Source organism: Pantoea sp. ICBG 1758, from assembly GCF_002928325.1.
Classification (GTDB): domain Bacteria; phylum Pseudomonadota; class Gammaproteobacteria; order Enterobacterales; family Enterobacteriaceae; genus Pantoea; species Pantoea eucrina.
Genome location: NZ_POWL01000001.1, coordinates 1,557,610 through 1,578,465, shown reverse-complemented (window position 1 = coordinate 1,578,465; position 20,856 = coordinate 1,557,610). Strand labels below are relative to the sequence as shown.

Annotated in this window: 15 protein-coding genes; 11 read left to right on the top strand and 4 right to left on the bottom strand. The window is 56.4% G+C overall.

The annotated features are described in order from the left end of the window. The first annotated feature begins 110 nt into the window (after positions 1-110). A complete protein-coding gene (locus C1Y41_RS07690) occupies positions 111-1,073 on the top strand; it encodes an aldo/keto reductase (RefSeq protein WP_039385402.1) in 963 nt (320 codons plus the stop codon). Between the two features lie 212 nt (positions 1,074-1,285). Beyond that, the gene (locus C1Y41_RS07685) at positions 1,286-2,620 is read left to right on the top strand and encodes a carbohydrate porin (protein ID WP_104085197.1); all 1,335 of its coding nucleotides are present in this window, start codon (positions 1,286-1,288) and stop codon (positions 2,618-2,620) included. Between the two features lie 43 nt (positions 2,621-2,663). On the opposite strand, the gene yegD is transcribed toward C1Y41_RS07685, so the two are convergent. The 3 genes from yegD to C1Y41_RS07670 form a co-directional block, all read right to left on the bottom strand. Next, complete coding sequence (gene yegD / locus C1Y41_RS07680; protein ID WP_104085196.1) at positions 2,664-4,016, bottom strand: molecular chaperone; 1,353 nt, start codon at positions 4,014-4,016, stop codon at positions 2,664-2,666. A gap of 71 nt (positions 4,017-4,087) precedes the next feature. Continuing rightward, complete coding sequence (locus tag C1Y41_RS07675; RefSeq protein WP_104085195.1) at positions 4,088-6,652, bottom strand: diguanylate cyclase; 2,565 nt, start codon at positions 6,650-6,652, stop codon at positions 4,088-4,090. A gap of 118 nt (positions 6,653-6,770) precedes the next feature. Continuing rightward, complete coding sequence (locus C1Y41_RS07670) at positions 6,771-7,382, bottom strand: phosphatase PAP2 family protein (RefSeq protein ID WP_039385398.1); 612 nt, start codon at positions 7,380-7,382, stop codon at positions 6,771-6,773. Positions 7,383-7,615: 233 nt separating this feature from the next. Between C1Y41_RS07670 and udk the strand changes: the two genes are divergently transcribed. From udk to asmA, 3 genes are all read left to right on the top strand, one after another. Then, on the top strand, positions 7,616-8,254 hold the full coding sequence (udk, locus tag C1Y41_RS07665) for a uridine kinase (RefSeq protein WP_039385396.1): 639 nt from the start codon (positions 7,616-7,618) through the stop codon (positions 8,252-8,254). A gap of 86 nt (positions 8,255-8,340) precedes the next feature. Beyond that, a complete protein-coding gene (gene dcd / locus C1Y41_RS07660) occupies positions 8,341-8,922 on the top strand; it encodes a dCTP deaminase (RefSeq protein ID WP_039385394.1) in 582 nt (193 codons plus the stop codon). Between the two features lie 59 nt (positions 8,923-8,981). Then, positions 8,982-10,778, top strand: coding sequence for an outer membrane assembly protein AsmA (asmA, locus tag C1Y41_RS07655; protein WP_104085194.1), 1,797 nt, complete (start codon positions 8,982-8,984; stop codon positions 10,776-10,778). A gap of 181 nt (positions 10,779-10,959) precedes the next feature. Here asmA and C1Y41_RS07650 read toward each other — a convergent pair whose 3' ends face one another. After that, positions 10,960-12,528 carry a TerC family protein gene (locus C1Y41_RS07650; protein ID WP_094111748.1) on the bottom strand — a complete coding sequence of 523 codons (1,569 nt, stop codon included), beginning with the start codon at positions 12,526-12,528 and terminating at the stop codon, positions 10,960-10,962. 783 nt (positions 12,529-13,311) lie between these two features. Between C1Y41_RS07650 and wbaP the strand changes: the two genes are divergently transcribed. The 6 genes from wbaP to C1Y41_RS07620 all read left to right on the top strand — a co-directional run bounded on the left by wbaP (position 13,312) and on the right by C1Y41_RS07620 (position 20,821). Continuing rightward, on the top strand, positions 13,312-14,745 hold the full coding sequence (gene wbaP, locus C1Y41_RS07645; protein WP_039385388.1) for an undecaprenyl-phosphate galactose phosphotransferase WbaP: 1,434 nt from the start codon (positions 13,312-13,314) through the stop codon (positions 14,743-14,745). Positions 14,746-15,044: 299 nt separating this feature from the next. Then, positions 15,045-16,175, top strand: a complete 1,131-nt coding sequence (locus C1Y41_RS07640; protein ID WP_199181677.1) for a polysaccharide export protein — start codon at positions 15,045-15,047, stop codon at positions 16,173-16,175. A 9-nt stretch (positions 16,176-16,184) separates the two neighbouring features. Continuing rightward, entirely contained in the window at positions 16,185-16,619 is a 435-nt protein-coding gene (locus C1Y41_RS07635; RefSeq protein WP_039385385.1) for a protein-tyrosine-phosphatase, read from the top strand. 12 nt (positions 16,620-16,631) lie between these two features. After that, positions 16,632-18,809: a tyrosine-protein kinase Wzc gene (wzc, locus tag C1Y41_RS07630; protein WP_039385383.1), complete on the top strand. Its 2,178-nt coding sequence runs from the start codon at positions 16,632-16,634 to the stop codon at positions 18,807-18,809. A 276-nt stretch (positions 18,810-19,085) separates the two neighbouring features. Next, positions 19,086-20,003 carry a glycosyltransferase family 2 protein gene (locus C1Y41_RS07625; protein WP_094111749.1) on the top strand — a complete coding sequence of 306 codons (918 nt, stop codon included), beginning with the start codon at positions 19,086-19,088 and terminating at the stop codon, positions 20,001-20,003. Positions 20,004-20,068: 65 nt separating this feature from the next. Then, a complete protein-coding gene (locus C1Y41_RS07620) occupies positions 20,069-20,821 on the top strand; it encodes a glycosyltransferase family 2 protein (protein WP_104085192.1) in 753 nt (250 codons plus the stop codon). Positions 20,822-20,856: the final 35 nt, after the last annotated feature.

The window sequence follows — 20,856 nt, the reverse complement described above, 5'->3', positions numbered from 1 at the left end:
TAAAGGATTTCCCGGTTCTGACACTATTCTGGCATGAATAGACCCCGGTGCGACTTTTTCATTTGCTACGCTTAAAGACAAACCTATCTCGTTTAACCAGGGAGAGCGCAATGAAACAACCTGCAACCCGTCAGCTGGGCGACAGCGGTATTACCGTTCCGCGCCTGACTTTTGGTGGTAACGTTTTTGGCTGGACAGTCGATGAGAAGACCTCCTTTTCACTGCTGGATGCGCTGGTCGAAAATGGCCTGTTTTTTATCGATACCGCGGATGTCTATTCCCGCTGGGTGCCGGGCAATCAGGGAGGTGAATCGGAAGCGATCATCGGCAAATGGTTAAAGCAGAGCGGCAAACGCGATCGCATCGTGCTGGCGACTAAAGTCGGCATGGAGCTGTCGCCGGAAAAAACCGGGCTGAAGCCTGCGTATATCCGCCAGGCGATAGAGGATTCCCTGCGCCGGCTGCAGACGGACGTGATCGATCTCTATCAGGCGCATCGCGATGATGAGCAGACGCCGCTGGCAGATACCCTGAAAGCGTTTGATTCCCTGATCAAAGAGGGCAAGGTACGCGCTATCGGCGCCTCAAATTACTCCGCAGCGCGTCTGCAGGAGGCGCTGGATGTCAGCAGCAAAGAGGGGCTGGCGCGCTATGAAACGCTGCAGCCGGAATATAACCTTTACGATCGCGAAGGGTATGAGAACGGCCTGGAGCAGGTGGCGGTGAAAAACGGTCTTGGCGTGATCAACTACTACTCGCTGGCGAGCGGCTTTCTCAGCGGCAAATATAAAAAGCCGCAGGATGCGGGTAAAAGCCCGCGCGGTCAGGCGATAGTGGAAAAATATCTCAATGAGCGCGGCAGCCGCATTATTGAGGCGCTGGAGGATATCGCTGCCTCACACGATGCGTCAGCCACGCAGGTGGCGCTGGCGTGGCAGATTGCGCGTCCCAGCATTACCGCGCCGATTGTCAGCGCAACATCGCTGGCGCAGCTGGATGAGCTGGTAAAAGCCACCCAGCTGGAGCTGAGCAAACAGGAAATTGAGGAGCTGGCGCGCGCCAGTCACCTCTGATCCCGCCCGGGGTGCTGCGGCACCCCGTATATTGATACAGAGCAATTAATAGTCACTGTCACACTTTAAAGTTTAAATCTTAGATATTCATCACAAATGCGCTAATCCACTGACTGAGCAGGCGTAAATCCACACGAAATTGCAAAACCCTGCTGCTGCCCGGCACTATCCTCTGCGCGGTTTTCCTTATAACTTTGCAGAAGATAACAACGATGAAAAAAATTTTTGCTTTGCACCCGCTGCCGCAGCTGGCTGCGGGCACGCTGATGCTGGCTATGTTCAGTTCTGCCGCCGTCGCGGCAGATGCATTCAGCTACGATTCGCCCTGGATGCTGGGTGACTGGAACGGCAGCCGCACGCAGCTGGAGAGTGCCGGCGTGAAGTTTGACGTAAATTACACCATGGAGAGCGCCGCTAATCTCGGCGGCGGAGCAGACAGCCACACCTCAATGCGCTACAGCGATCAGTGGGCGTTTGGCGCGAATTTCGATCTGCAAAAGCTGCTCGACTGGCAGGATGCGCAGTTCCAGGTCACCGTCACTAATCGCGACGGGCGCAACATCTCCGATCAGGTAGCCGATCGCCGCACCGGCATGCTCTCCTCCGTGCAGGAGGTCTATGGCCGCGGCCAGACGTGGCGTCTGACACAGTTCTGGCTGAGCAAGGGGCTGTTTGACAACCGGGTTAATCTCAAGGCCGGACGGGTCACCGTGGGTGAAGATTTTGACAGCCTCGACAGCAGGTTTCAGAACCTTGCCTTTGGCAGCGGTCAGGCAGGCAACTGGCGCGGCGACCGCTGGTTTAACTGGCCGGTTTCACAGTGGGGCGGACGCCTGAAAGCGAATATCACGCCCGAACTCTTCTTCCAGGTCGGCTTTTATAACCAGAATCGCGCCAACTACGATCGCGGCGACGGTTTCCGCCTGGATACCCGTCATTCAGAAGGCAATCTGGTGCCGGTCGAGCTGGGCTGGAAACCGACCCTGGGCGCAGCGGGGCTGCCGGGCAACTATCGACTCGGCTATTACTACTCATCCGTAAACGGGGATAATTACGGCAGCTGGCGGGATGGGGGCTATCAGCGTCAGGAGCACGCTTATGGCGGCTACCTGCTGCTGCAGCAGCAGCTGACCGCGCAGGGCGGAGACGCCAGCCGCGGACTGGGGGTAACGGTGCAGGCGGTCATGAACGATCGTAAGACGTCGAAAACCGATAATTATCAGTCCATCAGTTTTACCTGGAAGGGGCCGCTTGATGCGCGTCCGCAGGATGAAATCGGTATTGGTGCCGCGCGTATTCACGTTAACAGCGCCTACAGCCGCGCCCTGCGCCAGCAGAACGCAGCCAGTGGTGAAACGCGCTTTGACAGCCCGGCTTATCTGCCGCTGCAGGCGGGATCGGAATACAACTATGAGATTTACTACAATGCGCAGCTGGCGAAGTGGCTGCAGCTGCGGCCTAACCTGCAGTATGTCGTGGCGCCGGGCGCGGTCGGAGAGGTAAAAGATGCCTTTGTCGGCGGCATCTCAGCCAATATCAACTTCTGACGGGCAGGGAGGAGGCGCAGGCTGCGCCTCCTGTTACGATCCGCTAGCGGAACATCACCTCTGCCCAGCGCGCCAGTCCGGCGGTCACCGAACCAAAGTCGTCGCCGCCGGCAATCGGGGTATCAGGCAGCGCCTGCTGCAGCGCCGCACGCAGCAGCGGCGAGCGTGCGCTGCCGCCAGTAAGATAGATCACGTCCGGTCGGGTCTCGCTGGTGGTCAGCGCCAGCTGTACCTGCTCCAGCATCCGCTCCAGCGGCTGGCTGATCGCCTCTTCCAGCTGCGTCGCGCTGATCTCCGCCTGCAGCGACTGCGCAATAAACGCCAGCGACGCATCCGTTTCCGCCTGCGCTGAGAGCGCAATTTTGCTCTCTTCAGCCGCGCGCACCAGCCGGTAGCTTAGCTTCTGCTGCCATACTTTGAGCAGATGCGCCACGCGGTTTCCCTCTTCTGCATCGCGCACCAGATCCTGCAGCAGCTTGCCGCAGGCGGCGGAGTAGAACTCGCTCTGTGCCGGAACGTCGTTAATTGCGACAGCGTTCCACCACGGCAGGGCGGGGAGCGCCGTGCCCTTGCGGGTGCTGCCGCCCAGACCCAGCAGCGGCATCAGCGTTTTAAACGCCAGCATGATATCGAGATCGTTGCCGCCGACGCGGCAGCCGCTGTGCCCCAGCAGGCTGGCGTGGCGGTCAGCTTTCTGGCGCCACTCCGGCCCCATCAGCAGCATGGAGCAGTCGGTGGTGCCGCCGCCGATATCGACCACCAGCACGCGCGTCTCTTTGTCCAGCGTGGCTTCAAAGTCCAGGCCGGCGGCCACCGGCTCAAACTGAAACTCAACGTCACGAAAGCCGGCGCGCTGTGCCGCACGCAGCAGGATCCCCTGCGCCTGCTGGTTGGCATCGTCACCGCCCAGCCCCTGAAAGTTGACCGGGCGACCGATAACCGCCTGGTTGATCTGCTGCCCGAGCTGCGCTTCACCCTGCTGGCGGATATGCAGCATCATGGCGCACACCAGATCTTCAAAAAATGCGATCTGCTGCGGCTTCAGGCCAGAGGCGCCCAAAAAGGATTTCGGTGATTTGACGAACCAGACATCTTCCGGCTCTGTCATATATTGCTGCAGCGCGGTCAGGCCAAACTGCACGCTGCCAGGGGTTATCTCGATATCTTCTTCGCGGTTGTAGCGCAGCGCGCGCTGCAGCAGGGCGGTGTTTTCGCTCGCGGGCGTGGGCACCTGATGGTGGCGATGCAGCCATTCGCTGATCGCCTCGCGCACCGGGGCGCAGATCATTGAGGGCAGCAGCGGCTGGTCATTTTCCAGCGCCAGCATCCGCGGCGTGCCGTTATCGCTTACTGCAATAGCGCAGTTCGCTGTGCCGTAGTCAAAACCGATATACATCTTATGCCCCATGCCAGAAAAAAAGGGGGCGACTTTAGCGCAGGCTGGTCATGCTGGCAATATGCAGTGCTTTATCTCTCTGCATCCTGATAAACCTGATACTGACCGCGCCCGGCATGTTTGGCGCTGTAGCAGGCGACATCGGCCTGCGACATCACCACATTGCTGAGGCAGTTGCGCGCATCAATCTGCGTGATGCCGGCGCTGGCACCCACCTGGTAAGGATGCGTTTTCCAGTAAAATGTATAGTTATTGACGACATTCACGATGCCCTGCACCAGATCGCGGATCTGATCGACCTCGCAGTGCGGCAGCAGGATGCCAAACTCATCGCCGCCGAGGCGCGCCAGCATATCGCTGCTGCGCAGCTGCTGCTGCATCAGCACCGCCAGCTCGCGCAGCAGCGCGTCCCCCGCCGCATGGCCGGCGGTATCGTTGACCGCTTTAAATTTATCCAGGTCGATAAACACCAGCACATGCGGCGTGCCGGTGACGGCCGCATCATTCACCAGCCGTTTCAGCCGATCTTCAAAGCTGGGCCGGTTAGGCAGCTGCGTCAGCATGTCGTGTGACGCGCTATAGCTCAGACGCTTCATGATCTGGCGCGACTCGCTGACATCCTGAATGACCATCACTACCCCAATGGTGCTGCCGGCCAGGGTTTTCAGCGGCGTAATACTGTAGTGGATCTCTATCTGCGCGCCTGCCAGCGTATGCAGCACCAGCCCCTCATCCAGCGCCGGAGAGATTTTTTCATCCGGCAGCGTACAGAGCAGCAGATTGTCGATGCGCGGGCCGTCAGCGCCGCGCGTGATATTCAGCAGCTCGCCAAGGGGCGTGCCGGCCGCCTGCTCCTGCGGCCAGCCGCTCAGGCTTTCAGCAACCGGGTTCATAAAGGTCACGCACATCTCATCGTCGGTGCTGATCACCGCTTCGCCAATCGAATCCAGGGTGATCGCCATACGCTCTTTTTCCTGGAACAGCGCGTCATTAAGGGTACGCAGTGAGGTGATATCCTGGCAGATCCCGAGCATGCGCTCGATCTGTCCATCCTGGCTCAGGATACGATTCGCTTCTGAGCGAATAAACTGTACGCCGTGCGGCAGGTTGAGACGATACTCAAGATGAAAGGCCGAGCGGCGCTCAATCGCCTGCTGCACAATCAGCGCCAGGCTTTCGCGCTCGGCAGGATCGACCAGATGCAGCCAGAGGTCATAAGTGGGTTTCTGCTGCGGATCCAGCGCAAACAGCTCATACATGCGCTTGTCCCAGAGCATCTCCCCGGTTTTCAGGTTCCACTCCCAGACGCCGATGCCGCCCGCTTCATTGGCCAGCGTAATGCGCTCCATCAGCTGGCGGTTGCGCTGCTCGCTCTGCCGCAGCTCGGAGATATCGACAATCTGCGCGATAAAATAGAGCGGCTGCTGCTGCGCGTCGCGCACCATAGAGACGGTCAGACGCGACCAGACGATCTCGCCATCTTTGCGAAAATAGCGCTTTTCAAAGGTATAGGACATCAGGTCGCCCGCCAGCAGACGCTCCATCAGCTGCAGATCGCTGTGCAGATCGTCCGGATGGGTGATCTCCTGGAAGGTCAGCTGCGTCAGTTCATAGGCGCGATAACCCAGCGTACGGCAAAGTGACTGGTTCACCTGCTGCCACTTTCCGTTGGTGCCGACCAGCGCCATACCGATAGCAGAGTACTCCATCGCATTGCGGAAGCGCGCTTCACTCTCGGTGATATGGTTTTTCTCGCGCCGGAAGGCGTCCATGATCAGCGCCATGACATGGCTGGGCAGCAGCACCAGCAGAAAGGGCAGCCAGGCAGAGACCAGACCGGGCGAAGCGCCACTCTGTACCGGGTTGACCCAGTCCAGCGCCAGCAGCAGCGAAATGAAACTGGCATTAATAAAGCAGAGCAGGAACGCTTCAAATTTTGGCAGCCGGACCGCACACCAGAACAGGATCACCACGATAAAAGTAAACGGCCACGGCAGAAAGCGCAGGGAGAGATAGCTGGCGAGCAGGGTAACCAGCAGCGTCAGCAGGGTCTCCAGCTGGCGGCCCGGCGCGATCAGTTCACGCAGCGGCTTAGCGGGCCACAGCAGTACCACCGGACCAAACGCCAGCACGCCGATCACTTCCGAAATCACCCAGGTGGAGAAGAAGGGAAGCAGCGCCTGCTGATCCACCTGCAGCAGCCAGATCGCAATCAGCCCGCCCAGCAGAGGAGCCAGCAGGCCGGCGCAGAGCGCAAAGCGGATCCAGTCGGGCAGGGCGTTCAGCGGCGCGCGGCGGTTCAGCAGCAGACGCAGCATGCCGCCGGCCAGCAGCGCCTGTATCAGATTCAGAAGGGCAAATTTAGCATTGCTGAGCGCGGGACCAATAACCAGCAGATTTGCCAGCGCGGTGCCCGCGACGCAGCCCGCCAGCAGCAGCGGAATATGTTTTAGCGGCGCGCGGAAAACGACGCCGGTCATCAGCGCCGTTGAGTACCACAGCGGCGAAATACGACCGCTGACCACAATCAGCTCCAGACAAAACAGCGTAAGCAGAAAAGCCAGTATGCTCAGCGTAACGGCAGTCAGCCAGCGGCCTGGCGATTTATCCTGCGCGGTGACTATCTCAACAATCATGTACCAGTCCAGCAGCGCGCAACCCGGTATGGGGAAAATACGCCAGTCAGTTTCTGCCCTGCATGCTAGCACATTCAGACAGGATCTTTACGCTGAATTGGCTTAAGTCATGGCGCTGTCAGCGAAAAAGGTCGGCACGCTTAAACGGTTTTTCCAGTCCGGCGAGCTTGACCGACAGACGCTCCAGGAACTGCTGCGTGGTGGCGACGCGCCCGTGACCCATCAGCAGCAGCGGCACCAGGAAGGCGACGCCAACCTGCAGGGCGCTAAAGCCTTTCAATACCGTGCGGCGCTGGCTGATGAGAAACGCGCTGCTCAGGGTAAAACCGAGCAGCAGGCCCGCCAGCACTTCACTGACGGAGTGCGCATGAATAACCAGGCGGGAGAAACCCACCATCAGCGGGATCGCATACCCGATGGCGATCGTCACGGCGCGCCAGAAAGTGGACCAGCGCCCGGAGATCAGCCACATCATTACCGGCCAGAGCGTGGAGGACATCGCGCTGTGGCCGCTGAAGCCGGTGAAGTTAAAGCGTGCGCTGCCGATGCCAAAGCCAAGAAACATAATTTTAGACAGGCTGACCAGCAGACCGGCGAGACCAAACGCCAGCAGCCAGTACCAGACGGTACGCTGACTGCTGCTTTTCCACGGCAGCACCAGGGCGATGATCACCGCGGTGGGGATCAGCAGCATGCTGTCGCCAAAATAGGTCAGTGTTCTCCAGCTCATATTTTTCCTTGCAGGGCTAACGGGCGACCCGCACAAACCGGGCGCGGGCAGCCCGACAGTCTATCGGTTCAGCGGCTGCCTGCCAAAAGGAGATTTTCTGAAAAAGGGCGCCGCCGCATTTACTCTGGCGTCAAACCGGCGAAATACCTATAATTGCCGCCACCAAACCCTCTCATTTGGCCCGTTGCTGCTTCGGCAGAGGCGTGCTCCCAGTTATCAGGTCTCAAAAAAGTATGACTGACAAGTCCCATCAGTGCGTGATCGTTGGCATCGCAGGTGCATCTGCATCCGGAAAAAGCCTTATTGCCAGCACGCTCTTTCGTGAAATCCGTGACCAGGTCGGTGACGAGCATATCGGTGTGATCCCCGAAGATGCCTACTATAAAGATCAAAGCCACCTCACCATGGAAGAGAGGGTAAAAACCAACTATGACCATCCGAGCGCGATGGATCACGATCTGCTGCTGCAGCATCTGCGTGCGATCAAGTCAGGACAGGATATCGATCTGCCGGTTTACAGCTACGTTGAACATACCCGCACCAGCGAAAGCATTCATCTGAAGCCAAAAAAAGTGATTATCCTTGAGGGCATTCTGCTGCTCACTGACGCGCGCCTGCGTCAGGAGATGAACTTCTCTATTTTTGTCGACACCCCGCTGGATATCTGTCTGATGCGCCGCATGAAGCGCGACGTGAATGAACGCGGTCGCTCTATGGATTCCGTCATGAATCAGTATCAGAAAACGGTCCGTCCGATGTTCCTGCAGTTTATCGAGCCTTCCAAACAGTACGCCGACATTATTGTGCCGCGCGGCGGTAAGAACCGTATCGCTATCGATATTCTCAAAGCGAAAATTAATCAGTATCTTTAATACGCTGTTTCGGCATGGATCGAATGCGTCAGGGCTGTCACCGTGCTGGCGGCCTTTCGCTACACTTTAATTAGGGAGTTACTGCGATGAGATTATGCGATCGCGATATTGAAGCCTGGCTCGACAGCGGCAAGCTGGCCATTGAGCCGCGTCCGCCGGTGGAACGCATTAACGGCGCCACGGTAGATGTGCGGCTGGGTAACGGGTTTCGTACCTTCAGCGGCCATACTGCCGCCTTTATCGATCTGAGCGGACCCAAGCAGGCGGTAAGCGCCGCGCTGGATCGGGTGATGAGTGACGAGATTGTATTACCGGATGGCGAAGCGTTTTTCCTGCATCCGGGTGAGCTGGCGCTGGCGGTGACGCTGGAGTCGGTGACCATTCCGGACGATCTGGTTGGCTGGCTGGATGGACGTTCTTCCCTGGCACGACTAGGGTTAATGGTTCACGTTACGGCACACCGCATCGATCCGGGCTGGCAGGGGCGTATCGTGCTGGAGTTTTACAACTCCGGCAAGCTGCCGCTGGCGCTGCGTCCCGGTATGCTGATTGGAGCGCTGAGCTTTGAACCGCTGTCGGGCCCGGCCGCACGTCCCTATAACCGGCGTGAAGATGCAAAATATCGCGGTCAGCAGGGTGCTGACGCCAGCCGTATCGATAAAGATTAATCGCTGTACCCGCGCCCGGGCAGGGCTGACGAGGCGCGGATCATCACATTGAGGATGCAATGAGAAGATTGATAACCACGCTGGCCATCCTGTTAGTGGTAGTGGTGGCAGGGATGGCCGCACTGGTACTACTGGTTAACCCCAACGACTTTCGCGCCTACATGGTAAAACAGGTAGAGCAGCGCAGTGGTTATCAGCTGGTCACGGGCAGCGATTTGCGCTGGCACGTCTGGCCTCAGCTCAGCATTCTTTCCGGACGTATGAGCCTCACCGCACCCGGTGCCAGCCAGCCGCTGGTGACCGCCGAAAATATGCGGCTGGACGTCGACCTCTGGCCGCTGCTCACGCATCAGCTCAGCGTCAGTCAGGTAATGCTGAAAAACGCGATTATCCGCGCCACGCCGGAGAGCGCGCCGCAGAAGCCTGGCGGCGCCCCCATCGGCCCTGGCGACAGCGAGCCGGCATTAGCCGCCTCACAGAGCTGGAGCCTGGCCATTGCGAAACTGCGCGTGGCTGACAGCCTGCTTATCTGGCAGCAGCCGGGCGGGGAAGAGTACAACTTCCGCAATCTTAATCTGAGCCTGGATCAGGACAGCCGCAAACAGAACCACATTGAGCTGAGCACGCGCCTGTCGCGTAACCAGCGCAATCTCAGCGTTAATCTGCAGGGCGAGATGGATGTCTCACGCTATCCGCATCAGGTCAGCGGCGAGCTGGCGCAGCTTGATTATGCGCTGGATGGCGCGAACCTGCCGGTACAGGGCATTAAAGGCGCGCTGAGCGGAAAAGCGATATGGAACGCCGATAAACAGCAGTTCTCGCTGGCCGATTTGCAGCTTACCGCCAATGACAGTACGCTGCAGGGCAGCGCGGAAGGACGTATTGCGATGCCGCAGCAGCTGCGCCTGGCGCTGCATGCAACCTCGCTAAACATCGATAACCTCGCCGTCAGTACCCCGGTCAGCAGCGGCAGCGGGACCGTGCAGGCCGCGCCGGTGCAGCCGCCGGTCATTGCGGAACCGGTACTGCGCAATAACGCCGATTCACCGCTTAATACGCTCGATCTGCAGCTTGCCCTGAAGGCGGACCAGAGCCAGTGGCGCGGGCTGACGCTCAGTAACCTGCAGATCGACGCCAGCAATCAGCAGGGTCTGATGACGCTCAGCCGGTTACAGGGCCGGCTGGGTGACGGTCATTTCTCGCTGCCGGGTCAGATTGATATCCGGCAGCCGGTTACCCGGGCTGCGTTTCAGCCTGAACTGGAGAATATTGCGATTGCCCCTCTGCTGAAAGCGCTGGCGCTGCCCGCTGCGCTTGAGGGGACGCTATCGCTGCAGGGTAAGGTGAGTGGAGCCGGGCTGAGTGTAGAAGAGGCGAAGCAGAACTGGCAGGGCAGTGCCGATCTGGAGGCCACCAATCTGCAGCTTACGCAGCTTAATCTGCAACAGATGGTACGCCGCGCCGTCGCGCGCGCCAGTAGTGAGGTCACCAACGATCAGCCTGATAGCCAGGGCATACAGCAGCTGGCGGGCCATATCAGCCTGCAGCAGGGAAAAGTAGCGTTTACCGATCTGCAGGGCGGCAGCAGCCAGCTGGCACTTCAGACGCGCGGAACCGTTGACGTTGTGCAACAGCAGCTGGATGTCACCATCAATATGATGCTGCGCGGCTGGAAAGGGGACGAGCGTCTGGCAAAAGTCCTGAATCAGCAGCCCATTCCGCTCCGTATGTATGGTCGCTGGGACAAACTGCAATATTCGCTGCCGATAGATGATGTTGTGCGCCAGCAGCTGCAGAGCGAAGCGAAATCGCGTCTTAATCAGTGGCTCGATCGCCACCCGTCAGGGGCGCATTAATATGGCAGGTGCGCGTTAACCACCAGGGGCGCATCAACACGGCTGGGTCGCATAAACACGCCAGGGGCGCCTTAATGCGCCCCCTACGGTTTTGTAGGGGCGTCGTTTACGGCGCCCGAATGCCGGGTTGCGGATTCACCAGGGGCGCATTAATGCGCCCCCTACGTTTACAGGGACGCTGCTACGGCGCTTCTGATAAAGGATGCGGCATAATTTCCACTTTCTGCACCCGATGATTCTCCACCTGCAGCGCGCGCAGCAGGTAATCTCCTATCCGCAGCTCTTCACCCTCTTCGGGGACATGCTGCAGCGTGTCCATCAGCAGACCGGCCAGCGTGTGATAATCGCGTTTATCATTTACCGGCAGCGCGACATAGAGCGCCAGATCGTCCAGCGGCATATGTCCGTTTGCGATCCAGCCTCCCTGCGGGCCGGGTTCAATATCGTAGCGCGCATCCAGCTCCTCTCCTTCATTAGGCAGATTACCGGCGATCGTCTCCATCACGTCGCTCAGCGTCACCACGCCTTCGACGGAGCCAAACTCATCGACAATAAAGGCAAAATGCGTGCGCGCCTGGCGAAACTGCTCCAGCGCCTGCAGCAGCGTTACCCGTTCCGGAAACACCAGCGGCTGACGGATCAGCGCGCGCAGGTCAAGGGAATCACTGTGCAGCGACTGATGCAGCAGATCGATAACGTGCACCACCCCCAGCGGATCGCGGCCATTTTCCGTCACCAGAATACGCGTGTGCTGATTGCGATCGAGCTTCGCCATAATCTCTTCAGGCGCTTCACTTAAATCAACCGATTCCACATCGTGCCGGGAGGTCATAATGGTGTTGATCTGCCGCTGCGCCAGCCCCAGCACCCGGGCGATCATCAGCCGCTCCTGACGATTAAACAGAGCGCCTTCATCGCTATGGCTCAGCAGCGAGGCCGTATCCGCATCCAGTTCAGCACGCTGCGCCTCTCCGCGCAGAATGCGCAGGACCGCTTCGGCCGTGCGCTGGCGTAGCGGACGGCCGGCTGACAAAAAGCGGCGGCGATTAAAGCTCGCCAGCTGATTGAGCATTTCAATCAGAATAGAGAAACCGATAGCGGCGTAGAGATACCCTTTGGGAATAACAAAGCCAAACCCCTCTGCAACCAGGCTGAAGCCAATCATCAGCAGAAAGCTCAGGCAGAGGATCACAATCGTGGGATGACTATTCACAAAACGCGTCAGCGGCTTGCTGGCGAGCAGCATAAGCAGAATAGCGATGGTGACCGCGGCCATCATTACCGGCAGCTCATTGACCATGCCCACTGCTGTGATGACAGCGTCGAGGGAGAAAATGGCATCCAGCACCACGATCTGCGCCACCACCGGCCAGAATTTAGCGCCGTTCTTATTTTGACCACCCTCATCGTCACCCCCTTCGAGTCGCGCATTTAGCTCAGTGGTCGCTTTATAGAGCAGGAAAATACCGCCCAGCAGCAGCAGCAGATCGCGTGCGCTGAAGCTATGCTGCCAGAGGGTGAGCAGAGGCTGTGTCAGCGTGACCAGCCATGAAAGCGAGGCCAGCAGCCCGAGGCGGGTTAGCAGCGCCAGCATCAGGCCAATCACGCGCGCCCGGTCGCGCAGCAGCGGCGGCAGCTTTTCGACCAGAATGGCAATAAACACCAGGTTATCAATGCCCAGCACCAGCTCCAGAATGATTAGCGTTACTAATCCCGCCCAGAGCGACGGATCAAAGATCCACTCCCACATACTCATGTCACCGTAATGTCTCAAAATGGGTTTAATCTGATGATAGTGAATGGCCGGAAACAGGGCAAAACCCTGCCGACCCTGCTGGTATAAGGTTATACGTGTCAATCGGGAAAATGTTCAGAGTGCAGCAGGCAAAATAAGCAAAATGTATGGATTAAGAATGCAGGAGGAGGGGCGTCGCGCACAATTAATTGTTATGCCAGGTGGTGAGGTTTGCCGCGTACATTTTACCAATCGTATATCCGAATAATTCTGAATTTTCACCGCTGATTGCGCGGCAGATGTGGCGTCATTACTAATGGCTGGTAGTCTTTTTCCTAAAATAGCACAGGGGGGACGGGCCCTACTTGTAAACAAGCCAGTAATAACTAGTATAGCAACGTGTCAGTAAATGTCTGCGCCAATCTGGTTAATAGCGCAGGGTAATGCATTTTAAAGTTGTGAATTGTGAACCTGCACGATCCTGCCAGGAGTTATCCTGGAAAAATGGTTAAAAAAGCGCAAAACAGGATGAGCAGGCGGTATTGGCAGCGACAGCCAGGGGCGGTAGCGTGCCTGAACCGGCTTAAACAGGAAATGAACTGTCTGGTGTAGCGGCAATGGAACTCAGACTAATCCGTTGGTATTTATCACAATTTTCTGGCGAAAAGCAATAGAGAATTGACCTAAATACCGGGGAGTTCGCCGCAGTTTGCTCAACAGGCTCCGACTGAGTATCGCTCATTTATTACACAGGCCTGTAGCGTTAGGGATTAGGGAAATAAAATAAAAGAGTTAAATATGCGCGATAACGAATTTACATATAAAAGTCTTCTGACCAAATTTTTACTGGCGTGCTCAGATTTAATTTGTTTTAACGCGGCGTTGTTTATTGCACTCGCCCTGATTAATTCATTATCTGACTCGCCACTGGCTGATATCTCTGAAAAAGATCTCAATTTAAAAATTGCTACTCACATCTGTCTGTCAATTATCTGTACGGGCTGGTTTTGGGTTCGTCTGCGCCATTACACTTACCGCAAACCTTTCTGGTTTGAGCTGAAAGAGATATTTCGTACCGTGTTTATTTTCTCGGTTATCGATTTGTCTATTTCTGCATTATCGCAGTGGCAGATGTCGCGTTTTGTCTGGGTACTCACCTGGATTCTGGCGCTGATCCTGATCCCGGTGGCGCGTGCCGTTTCCAAACGGGTACTGAACCATTTTGGTATGTGGAAAAAGCAGACCATCATCATTGGCAGCAGCCGTAACGCACAGGAAGCCTGGCAGGCGCTGCAGAGTGAAGAGGTGATGGGCTTTGACGTTATCGCCTTCTTTGATGTCGACGGCAGCTGTCCGCAGGCCAGCATTTCCGGCGTACCTGTGCTGCATAACGAAGCTGAGCTCTGGCAGTTAACCAACAGCGAAACGCAGTTTATCGTTGCGGTTGAGTCTGAGCAGAGTCAGCATCGCGATCTGTGGCTGAAAAACCTGGCTATGCACAATTGCCGTTCAGTCTCCGTTATTCCGACGCTGCGTGGTGTACCGCTCTATGGTACGGATATGGCCTATATCTTCAGCCACGAAGTGATGATTCTGCGTGTAAACAATAACCTGGCGAAGCGTACCTCGCGCTTCCTCAAGCGCGCGTTCGATATCGTTGGTGCGCTCGGTATTATCGTGGCGCTGTCGCCGGCGCTGCTGGTCCTCGGCTTTATGGTTGGCCGCGATGGCGGACCGCCGATTTACGGTCACGAACGCGTCGGTATGAACGGACGTAAGTTTAAATGCCTGAAGTTCCGCTCAATGGTGATTAACTCCAAAGAAGTGCTGGAGGAGGTGCTGCGCACCGATCCGGTTGCGCGAGCGGAGTGGGATAAAGATTTCAAACTGAAAAACGACCCGCGTATTACCAAAGTCGGCCATTTTATCCGTAAAACCAGTCTGGATGAGCTGCCGCAGCTGTGGAACGTGGTGCGTGGTGACATGAGCCTTGTCGGGCCGCGTCCGGTGATTGAAGATGAACTCTGCCGTTATGCCGGGGATGTAGATTACTACCTGATGGCGAAGCCAGGCATGACGGGATTGTGGCAGGTCAGCGGTCGTAACGACGTTGACTACGAAACACGCGTCTATTTCGACTCGTGGTATGTCAAAAACTGGTCGCTGTGGAATGACATCGCGATTCTGTTTAAGACAGTCGGCGTAGTGCTTAAGCGCGACGGCGCATATTGATAGACAGCGAAGGCGGGGGAGGGTATCTCTCTCGCTGAATAACTGCCGGTGCTGGGAGTCTTGTTATCTGAACACTGCCATTATCGAGCCTGATTAAAGCGGAGAGGTTGTTGAGCTGCACTATTCCGCTTTAATTGATGTCGTCCGGGGGCACGGTGACAACATAAAAACCAAGGGAGCAATGATAATGACCCACAGTTTCAGTGTTTAACCCGTTAAATTAAATTTTTGTAAGACGCTTACACAGCGGCGTTTTCGCCTCTATCAATCATTAACTGATAGCGAATAACCAGATGATAATGAAAACTAAATTGATACCTTTACTGGTATCCGCAACTTTTCTCTCCGGGTGCACCATTGAACCAGGTTCGCACCTTACGACCAGCGGAAAAGATGTCATTGAGCAACAGGATAGCAACTTTGACATCGATAAATACGTAAACGTCTTCCCGATGACTCCTCGTCTGGTTGAACAGATGCGTCCTAAGCCACTGGTTGCACAGGCTAACCCACAGCTGCAGAACGAGATTCAGAGCTACGAATACCGCATCGGCGTGGGCGACGTGCTGAATGTCACCGTCTGGGATCACCCGGAGCTGACGACCCCGGCCGGCCAGTATCGCAGCGCCAGCGACACCGGCAACTGGGTACAGGCTGACGGTACGATTTTCTATCCGTACATCGGCAAGGTACGCGTTGCGGGTCGCACCGTAACGGAAGTGCGTGCTGAGATTGCGCGCCGTCTGGCGCAGTACATTGAAAGCCCGCAGGTAGATGTTAACCTGGCGTCTTTCCGCTCGCAGAAAGCGTATATCACCGGTTCAGTGACCACTTCCGGTCAGCAGCCTATCACCAACGTGCCGCTTACCGTGCTGGATGCGGTTAACGCCGCGGGCGGCCTGGCTGCTGATGCTGACTGGCGCAACGTCGTGCTGACGCACAACGGCCGCGAGCAGCGTATTTCGCTGCAGGCGCTGATGCAAAATGGCGACCTCAGCCAGAACCATCTGCTCTATCCGGGCGACATTCTTTACGTTCCGCGTAATGACGACCTGAAAGTCTTTGTGATGGGTGAAGTGCGTCAGCAGGCTACGCTGAAGATGGATCGCAGCGGCATGACGCTGGCAGAAGCACTGGGCAACGCGCAGGGTATGGATCAGACCACCTCTGATGCAACCGGCGTGTTCGTTATCCGTCCGATTCGCGGCGCGAACCGCACCAAAATCGCCAACATCTATCAGTTGAATACCAAGGATGCGGCGTCAATGGTGATGGGTACGGAGTTCCAGCTGGAACCGTATGACATCGTCTACGTCACCGCGACACCGATTACCCGCTGGAACCGCGTTATCTCCGGACTGCTGCCGACCATCGTAGGTATCGACGATGCAAGCTCGTCAGCGCTGCGCTTCCGCAACTGGTCGAACTAAGGTTTTACCATGATTAAGTCAGTGTTAGTGGTCTGTGTGGGTAACATCTGCCGTTCGCCAACCGCCGAGCGGCTGCTGAAGCGTGCACTGCCGCAAACGCGCGTGGCCTCGGCGGGCCTGGGTGCCCTGGAAGGGTACCCGGCCGATAAGATGGCCAGTGAGGTTGCCGCTGAACATGGCCTCTCGCTCGACGGACATCAGGCGCAGCAGTTAACGGCAGAGATGTGCCGTGACTTCGACCTGATTCTGGTGATGGAGAAGCGCCACATTGAGCAGGTCAACCGCATCGATCCCGCCGCGCGCGGAAAAACGATGCTGCTGGGGCACTGGCTTAATCAACAGGAAATTGCGGACCCGTACCGAAAGAGCCGTGAGGCCTTCGACGCTGTGTACGGGTTACTGGACAACGCAACCCAGAAATGGGTCAACGTATTAAGCCGATAGTTGGGATTATCCATGAATATTAAAAACAAGGTCATGACCGCGCCAAAAGAAGATTCGAATGGATGGGATCTGGCGCATCTTGTGGGACAGCTGGTTGATCACCGCTGGATCATTGTTGCCGTTACCGCCTTCTTTATGCTGGTGGCAACGCTCTACACACTGTTTGCGACGCCAATCTATAGCGCAGACGCCATGGTTCAGGTTGAGCAGAAGAACACCGCTTCGGTGCTGAACGACCTGACCGACGTTCTGCCAGCCATGCCGGCATCCGATACCGAGATTCAGATCCTTGAATCCCGTATGGTTATCGGTAAAACCGTTCAGGACCTGGGCCTGGACAGCGTGGTGCAGCAGCACTACTTCCCGGTTATCGGTAAAGGCCTGTCGCGCCTGATGGGTAACAAGCCAGGCCAGATCGCTATCTCACGCCTGGAAATCCCGCGCAGCATCGATAAGCGTACCGTTGAGCTGGAAGTAACCGGTGCAGATACCTATACCGTAAGCAGCGACGGCGACGAGCTGTTCAAGGGCCGCGTGGGTCAGCTGGAGCAGCATGGCGAAGTCACTATGCTGGTCAGCGGTATTCAGGCGGATGAAGGCACGACCTTCAGCGTCACGAAACTGACCGACCTGCAGGCGATTAAAACCGTTCTGGGCGCGCTGACCGTAGCCGATAAAGGCAAAAGCACCGGCGTACTGGGCCTTGAGTATCGTGATGAAGATCCGGAGCAGGCGAGTCGTGTCCTGAACCAGATCGTCAACAACTACCTGCTGCAGAACGTTGAGCGTAAATCTGAACAGGCGGAAAAGAGCCTGCAGTTCCTGCGCAATCAGCTGCCTCAGGTGCGCGCCAAGCTGGATGATGCGGAAGATAAGCTGAACACCTTCCGTCGTCAGAACGCGTCAGTGGATATGTCGCTGGAAGCCAAATCCGCTCTGGATACCTCTGTCAGCGTGCAGAGCCAGCTGAACGAGCTGACCTTCCGTGAAGCGGAAGTATCGCAGCTGTTCACCAAAGATCACCCGACCTACCGCGCGCTGCTGGATAAACGCAAAACGCTGGAAGCGGAGCAGGCTCAGCTGAATAAGCGCATCTCCTCTATGCCGCAGACGCAGCAGGAGATCCTGCGACTGACGCGTGACGTACAGTCCGGTCAGGAGATCTACATGCAGCTGCTGAACCGTCAGCAGGAGCTGGGGATCAGCAAGGCGAGCACCGTAGGTGATGTGCGTATCATCGATAACGCTGAAACGGCCGGTAGCCCGGTTGCACCGAAGAAAACGCTGATTGTACTGGCTGGTCTGATTCTCGGTCTGGTGCTCTCGGTTGGTCTGGTGCTGCTGAAAGCGCTGTTCCATCACGGTATCGACAATCCTGAGCAGCTGGAAGAGCTGGGCATGAACGTCTACGCCAGCGTCCCGCTCTCTGAGTGGCAGCGCAAGAAAGATACCGAAGCACTGGCGCGTCGCGGTCACAAAGAGAAGAGCGATCCGCACAATACGCTGCTGGCGCTGGGTAACCCAACTGACCTCTCTATCGAAGCGATTCGCAGCCTGCGTACCAGCCTGCACTTTGCGATGATGGAAGCGAAGAACAACATCCTGATGATCACCGGCGCCAGCCCGGGCATTGGTAAAACCTTTGTCTGTGCCAACCTGGCAACCCTGGTTGCCAAAGCGGGTCAGCGCGTACTGTTTATCGATGGTGATATGCGTCGCGGCTATACCCATGAGCTGCTGGGTGCGGATAACAAGCAGGGCCTCTCTAACGTCCTTTCCGGCAAGACTGAGTTCTCTCCGGCGATGATTCAGCGCGGCGTCTACGGCTTTGATTTCCTGCCACGCGGTCAGGTGCCACCTAACCCGTCTGAACTGCTGATGCATCGTCGTATGGGTGAGCTGCTGGAGTGGGCGAGCAAGAACTATGATCTGGTGCTGATCGATACCCCACCAATTCTGGCGGTTACCGATGCATCTATCATTGGTAAGCTGGCTGGAACGTCGCTGATGGTTGCACGCTTTGAGACCAACACCACGAAAGAACTGGATGTCAGCTACAAGCGCTTTGCGCAGAACGGCATCGAGATCAAGGGCGTGATCCTCAACGCCGTGGTACGCAAAGCGTCAAACGCCTACGGTTATGGCTACGACTACTACAACTACGAATACGGCAAAGAAGCCAAAAGCTAAATAACACCTTCACGGGGCGGTTTATCCGCCCCGTTTTTATGGTGAAGAATAGCGGCTTACCGCAGGGCAGGGGCTTTTCAGCCTCACCCTCTTTTTGGTGCGTTTTGCACCGCAAAACAGACACACAGCACAATCTTTGGTATTTCCGTAATGGTACGCGGCATCCTCAGAAGAAAGAGTAATAACGGTATGATTTTTCGGAATAAAACCGATTTCTTTCCATGGCCTGCTCGCGCTACCGTTGGATCTGGAACAGCTGTTTAAGAGGTGCTGGCAATGCAGGACATTCGCTTCTCAATCGTTATTCCGGCGTATAACGCGTCGAAATCGATTATCACCACGCTCGACTGCGTAAAAGCGCAAAGCTATCGTAATTTTGAAGTCATCATTGTGGATGACAAATCAGCTGATGCGGCCGAGCTGGCGCAGGTGGTGCAGGGTGAGCGCTATCAGGAGCTGACAATTAAGCTGGAGCTCTCTGAGGTCAAACTCAACGGCGCCGGCGCCCGTAACAAAGGTATTGAACTGGCTGAAGGCGACTTTATCAGCTTCCTCGATGCGGATGATGAGTGGCACCCGAATAAACTTGCAGAGGTACGCGACACCATTGCGCGTCTGGAAGCGCAGGGGCGGTCACGCTACGTCATTTTCAGCCAGGTCAATATCCACCAGGATGGCCACTTTCTGAAAGTGATGCCGATGCAGGCGCCGGGCAAAAATGAGACCGTCGCTGAATATCTGTTTGGCTGCTACGGCTTTATCCAGACCAGTACCATCGTGCTGAAGCGCGAGGATGCGCTGAAAATCCAGTTCGATACGCGCTACATCCGCCATCAGGATTACGATTTCTGCATCCGCGCCGATCGCATGGGCTACGAGTTTGTGATGATTGCCAAACCGCTGGCAACCTATCACCTGGTGACCAAATTTGGCTCTAAGCATAAAGGGGAGTCGGTGAAATACTCCTACTTCTGGCTGGATAGCATGAAGCCGCATCTGACGACGCGTGACGTCCATACCTATAAGGCATTTAAACTGCCGCTGCGCTACAAGATGGACGGTAAATCGCTGCAGGCGAGCCTGAGCTTTGCCCGCTACTTTTTCCTGACCAACCGCGACAACCGCGCCTACTTTATGAATCGCCTGAAAGATAAGGTGAAATCGCGGTTTGGCGGCAGAAAAGCGGTCTCCTGACACACATTCACTTGCTCCCTGCGCGGGAGCAATTTTTTTGGTTCCTGACACTCCGGGCAATAAAAATGACAAATCATGTTGGCACCATCGGTATTGTGATGCCGATGTATAACGCACGTAAAACGGTACTGCGCGCGGTAGAGTCGATTGTTAAACAGACCTACAGCGACTGGCATCTCTATCTGGTTAACGACACCTCCACGGATGACTCTCTGGCCCTGGTGCGTGAGCACTGCCAGGATGCGCGCATTACTATCCTCAGCAATGAGGTTAACCAGGGCGCAGCAGAAACGCGCAACGTCGGACTGCGTGCTGCCAGCGAAGAGATCATCGCGTTTCTCGACAGCGATGATGAGTGGCACGCTGAGAAGCTGGCTGAGCAGGCTGCCGCCATTGCCGCCGGTGATGACTTCGTTATTACCCACTACCACTATAAAACGCAGAGCGCCGAACACGATATCACCTGGGGCAAGCCGTATCTGCAGCAGGATAATTTCGTGAAGAAGCAGTATCGCGTCTGCTTTTCATCCGTCTGCTTCCGTCGTCCGCCCCAGGGGATCTTCTTCCAGCGTAAAGGTCATGAAGACTTTCTTTTCCTGTACGAGCTCTTCTCCCGCTACAAACAGGCGCGGGTGATCCGCAAAACGCTGGTGAACTATTACGAGCTGGGTGATTCGTTGTCGCGCAACAAAAATAAAGCGGCGAAATGGCACCTGGAATTATTAAGAATTATCTACAAAAACAACCCATTAAAAGTCTATTACTATTACACCTGGTATATGGTGAATGGCGTCCTTTTTGCCCTGAAGCATCGCTGAAATCCGCATGTTTGCGTGCAGTCATGCAGCCAGTA

What these genes read in the sequence shown, in the direction of transcription:
- C1Y41_RS07620 (WP_104085192.1), top strand. Translation starts at nt 20,069, where the DNA reads ATGACAAATCATGTTGGCACCATCGGTATTGTGATGCCGATGTATAAC.
- C1Y41_RS07675 (WP_104085195.1), bottom strand. Translation starts at nt 6,652, where the DNA reads ATGATTGTTGAGATAGTCACCGCGCAGGATAAATCGCCAGGCCGCTGG.
- C1Y41_RS07670 (WP_039385398.1), bottom strand. Translation starts at nt 7,382, where the DNA reads ATGAGCTGGAGAACACTGACCTATTTTGGCGACAGCATGCTGCTGATC.
- asmA (WP_104085194.1), top strand. Translation starts at nt 8,982, where the DNA reads ATGAGAAGATTGATAACCACGCTGGCCATCCTGTTAGTGGTAGTGGTG.
- udk (WP_039385396.1), top strand. Translation starts at nt 7,616, where the DNA reads ATGACTGACAAGTCCCATCAGTGCGTGATCGTTGGCATCGCAGGTGCA.
- C1Y41_RS07635 (WP_039385385.1), top strand. Translation starts at nt 16,185, where the DNA reads ATGATTAAGTCAGTGTTAGTGGTCTGTGTGGGTAACATCTGCCGTTCG.
- yegD (WP_104085196.1), bottom strand. Translation starts at nt 4,016, where the DNA reads ATGTATATCGGTTTTGACTACGGCACAGCGAACTGCGCTATTGCAGTA.
- C1Y41_RS07690 (WP_039385402.1), top strand. Translation starts at nt 111, where the DNA reads ATGAAACAACCTGCAACCCGTCAGCTGGGCGACAGCGGTATTACCGTT.
- wbaP (WP_039385388.1), top strand. Translation starts at nt 13,312, where the DNA reads ATGCGCGATAACGAATTTACATATAAAAGTCTTCTGACCAAATTTTTA.
- C1Y41_RS07685 (WP_104085197.1), top strand. Translation starts at nt 1,286, where the DNA reads ATGAAAAAAATTTTTGCTTTGCACCCGCTGCCGCAGCTGGCTGCGGGC.
- C1Y41_RS07650 (WP_094111748.1), bottom strand. Translation starts at nt 12,528, where the DNA reads ATGTGGGAGTGGATCTTTGATCCGTCGCTCTGGGCGGGATTAGTAACG.
- wzc (WP_039385383.1), top strand. Translation starts at nt 16,632, where the DNA reads ATGAATATTAAAAACAAGGTCATGACCGCGCCAAAAGAAGATTCGAAT.
- C1Y41_RS07640 (WP_199181677.1), top strand. Translation starts at nt 15,045, where the DNA reads ATGAAAACTAAATTGATACCTTTACTGGTATCCGCAACTTTTCTCTCC.
- C1Y41_RS07625 (WP_094111749.1), top strand. Translation starts at nt 19,086, where the DNA reads ATGCAGGACATTCGCTTCTCAATCGTTATTCCGGCGTATAACGCGTCG.
- dcd (WP_039385394.1), top strand. Translation starts at nt 8,341, where the DNA reads ATGAGATTATGCGATCGCGATATTGAAGCCTGGCTCGACAGCGGCAAG.